4 protein-coding genes are annotated in these 2,915 nt (G+C 56.4%); 2 read left to right on the plus strand and 2 right to left on the minus strand.

Features of this window, described 5'->3' with window-relative positions:
* Positions 1-175: 175 nt before the first annotated feature.
* Entirely contained in the window at positions 176-424 is a 249-nt protein-coding gene (locus tag C8J42_RS19875) for a hypothetical protein (protein ID WP_133021533.1), read from the minus strand.
* Positions 425-468: 44 nt separating this feature from the next.
* Here C8J42_RS19875 and C8J42_RS19880 point away from each other — a divergent pair, with 44 nt between their 5' ends.
* Positions 469-834 carry a hypothetical protein gene (locus tag C8J42_RS19880; protein ID WP_243644644.1) on the plus strand — a complete coding sequence of 122 codons (366 nt, stop codon included), beginning with the start codon at positions 469-471 and terminating at the stop codon, positions 832-834.
* 352 nt (positions 835-1,186) lie between these two features.
* Here the strand turns inward: C8J42_RS19880 and C8J42_RS19885 are convergent, their stop codons facing one another.
* A complete protein-coding gene (locus tag C8J42_RS19885) occupies positions 1,187-1,435 on the minus strand; it encodes a hypothetical protein (RefSeq protein WP_243644645.1) in 249 nt (82 codons plus the stop codon).
* Positions 1,436-2,185: 750 nt separating this feature from the next.
* On the opposite strand from C8J42_RS19885, the gene C8J42_RS19890 reads away from it, so the two are divergent.
* The gene (locus C8J42_RS19890) at positions 2,186-2,722 is read left to right on the plus strand and encodes a PH domain-containing protein (RefSeq protein WP_133021534.1); all 537 of its coding nucleotides are present in this window, start codon (positions 2,186-2,188) and stop codon (positions 2,720-2,722) included.
* Positions 2,723-2,915: the final 193 nt, after the last annotated feature.

The following is a 2,915-nucleotide window of genomic DNA, read 5'->3' on the forward strand; positions in this document are numbered from 1 at the left end:
GGCCACCTTCGGGCCATTTGGTTCTCGAACCGCTCGAGACTGGAAATCGCTGACACCGACCGCGCTGTTCACGACTTTCCACACAGTCTGTTTGATTTTTGCATCAGGAACGTCCGGAATGGGGGAGGAAAGCGGTCTGGCTGCTTTCGGGCGGGAAGCCCCGGTAAGCTGACGTTCACGGCACCTCGATGTCCTGTTCGGTGCCGGGTGGATGCTCCTGCAACGCCATCACCCATCCGCTAGAAGCTCTATGTAGGTCGATCGCAAACGTCGGCCCATCACCGCCACTGTTCATATACCAGCAGCGCACCCGGTCACCTTCAACAGCGAGAAACTGAATGAAGTCCATGTCTACGTAGGAGCCGATCCGTTCCGCGACCGCACCGGCGATATCGAGAGCGCCGATGCGCGGGAGAGAAGTCATACCATATCCTATGACTGCTAACGGGATTGGGAAAGCCATCTCTGATGTCTGCTTGTGGGCGAAAAGGCGACCGCTGGCTTTCGGTGGAAGAAAATGACAAGCTGACCCTTGGCGCTTACCAAGCAGCAGCATACACCCCACGCATGGCCAGAGTTCAGCAAACGTTCTCGAACAACAAGGATAGTCCGATCTACGTGTCAGTGGAACCTTGGCCCGAGTGCTTCGAGCTGGAACCGGGCGAAAAACTCACGCTGATCTGGGATGCGCCCGAGGGCGGGGATACGGCGCAGATCGACTTCATCAACGAGCGCGAACTTGTCGTGTGGCCCAACGGCGAGACGCACGAGATGAAGTACCTAATCAACGGTGAGGAAGCCGAAGCCCGAAGCTGGACCTTCAAACACAAGTGAACGTCCTGACCGCAGCAGCAGCTTTCGGAAGATACGCTTCAGCGTCTCGATGGCCGGTAATGGGCGTTAGTCGACAACCTGGTCAACTGCGTCGGCCCAATCGTTATGAGTAGCGGGGTCACCATGCAGGATGGTTAAGAGCTGCGCGATGTCGTCAGAATCGCGAAGTCCTCGTTCCCAATAAGCTTCAATGTAAGCGCGCATCGCTCGGAACGCAGCGTCCTCGTCCAGTATGCGTAATTGGGATCTCTTTGACATTGTTCATCGTGACATGGTTCGCTCGACCTCTCAACGTCGGCTATTGGGATGGCGCGGTACTGGATTAGCGTCCGCAAGTGGGCGTAGTTCGAGCCTAATGTGCCAACGAAAACGGTGGAGCATTCCCAACGACGATGCCGATCTTGGCGCTGAGGTGCACCGGTATCGCTTTCGCTAGCCCTTCCAGCGGATCGCCCACAAAAGGCGGAAAGATGAGGACGGTAAGGCCTTCTACGTCTCGCTCGATCTTAGCAGGCGCGCAACCCCGCGCATCAAGATAGGCCAAAGCGGCCTGCTCATTTTCAGGCAGGACGCTGAAGCGGGCGGCGGTGGGCTTGGCCATGCCGCCATGTTGCCTTGCTGAACGACCGTCCGCAATCAGGAAGCTTCATGGTTGCTTTGAAGGGCAAGGATTAGGCGTAAGCGGAATGGCCGAAATGGGAGGAAAGCAGACGGGCTGCTTTTAGACTGAACCGACGATTATCGTCCCTCGGAAAGTCCGCACTGCTGCCGGAACCCTTGCCACACCTTACCGGCCGTGTGCCGATCTGCTGCGTCCATGAATGCCGAGGTGAACGTGGCGTCCCCATCAAAATAGGCAGTTAGAAGAGGAGCGGAACGGCCTGAGCCTTTTACCGGGTAGAGGATAAGGCGGATTGAACCAGCCTCCGGCTTTGCACCTCTCTCGCGGACGACGTGACCATATCGGTGAAGCACACGCATGGCGCACCCTGCGGTGGCACCGAGCGGGCGTTTCGAGAACCCCTGCCACTCGGGCACCAGCCTGTTCGCGTGGAGCATACCCCCAGTCGTCAGCACGACCGCTGAAAGGGCTGTGCAAGCCATTCGGATCGTACGGTTGATGGTCATTGAGCCATGCTGCCTTGCTGAACGATCGTCCGCAATCAGGAAGCGCGAGAATGTCCGCGATGAGTAAGGTATGGGCGGTTTCTGCCGTCGCAGAAGGGAACCCTTTTGCGACTTTGGGGCGACCGCTACGCCCCAGATGCGGTCATTCCCGCCGATCACACTCTCATCTATAAGTTGCCGTTGCTGAGCCGCAGATATGGTAAGCGCTCGCGTAGGAGGGTTGATGATCGACACCGCAAAGCCGCAGCTACTTCCGGGTGAGCGTGTTGTATGGGAAGGTCGGCCTTACGCAGGTTTTACCTTTCGCCCGATCGAAGTGTTTTTGATCCCATTCAGCCTTTTATGGGGTGGTTTCGCATTATTCTGGAATGTTACCGCTTTGACAACTGCGGATTTGTCGTTCAACCTCTTTGGGCTACCATTCTTAATCGCCGGGCTATACATTACCTTTGGCCGGTTTTTGGTCGATATAAGCCTTCGGAAAAATCTGGCGTACTTTGTTACCAACAAACGCATCCTTGTCGAACGCCGGAGCAGCGGATCAAACACGAAGTCTCTAGACATTAAGCGCCTTCCCGCGCTTGAACTTGATGAGAGATCGGATGGCTCAGGGACTATCCGCTTCGGCTCTTCGGGCGGGTGGTTCACTGGCAACAACTTCGGCATATGGCAGCCGACTTTTGATCCCACGCCTCAATTCATTCGGATACCGAATGTCCGGTCCGTCTACCAAACGATCCAGAAGCAGACCGAGAGCTAATCACTAGGCCCGGTCATTCACGATTGGCAGCGCATCGGATTTTTCCATCACCCCAATGCCAAGTGTCCTGCCATTCCAAGCCTGATGCAGAACTTTTGCAGACTGTGTGAGAACCCGGCCTGAGGATTCCCGTAGATCGCGTCGCGTGGTATGTTTGTGGCATGGCGCATCTGTCTGGAACGGACCGCTCGCA

The organism is Sphingomonas sp. PP-CE-1A-559 (genome assembly GCF_004340965.1).
In the GTDB taxonomy this organism is placed as follows: Bacteria; Pseudomonadota; Alphaproteobacteria; order Sphingomonadales; family Sphingomonadaceae; genus Sphingomonas.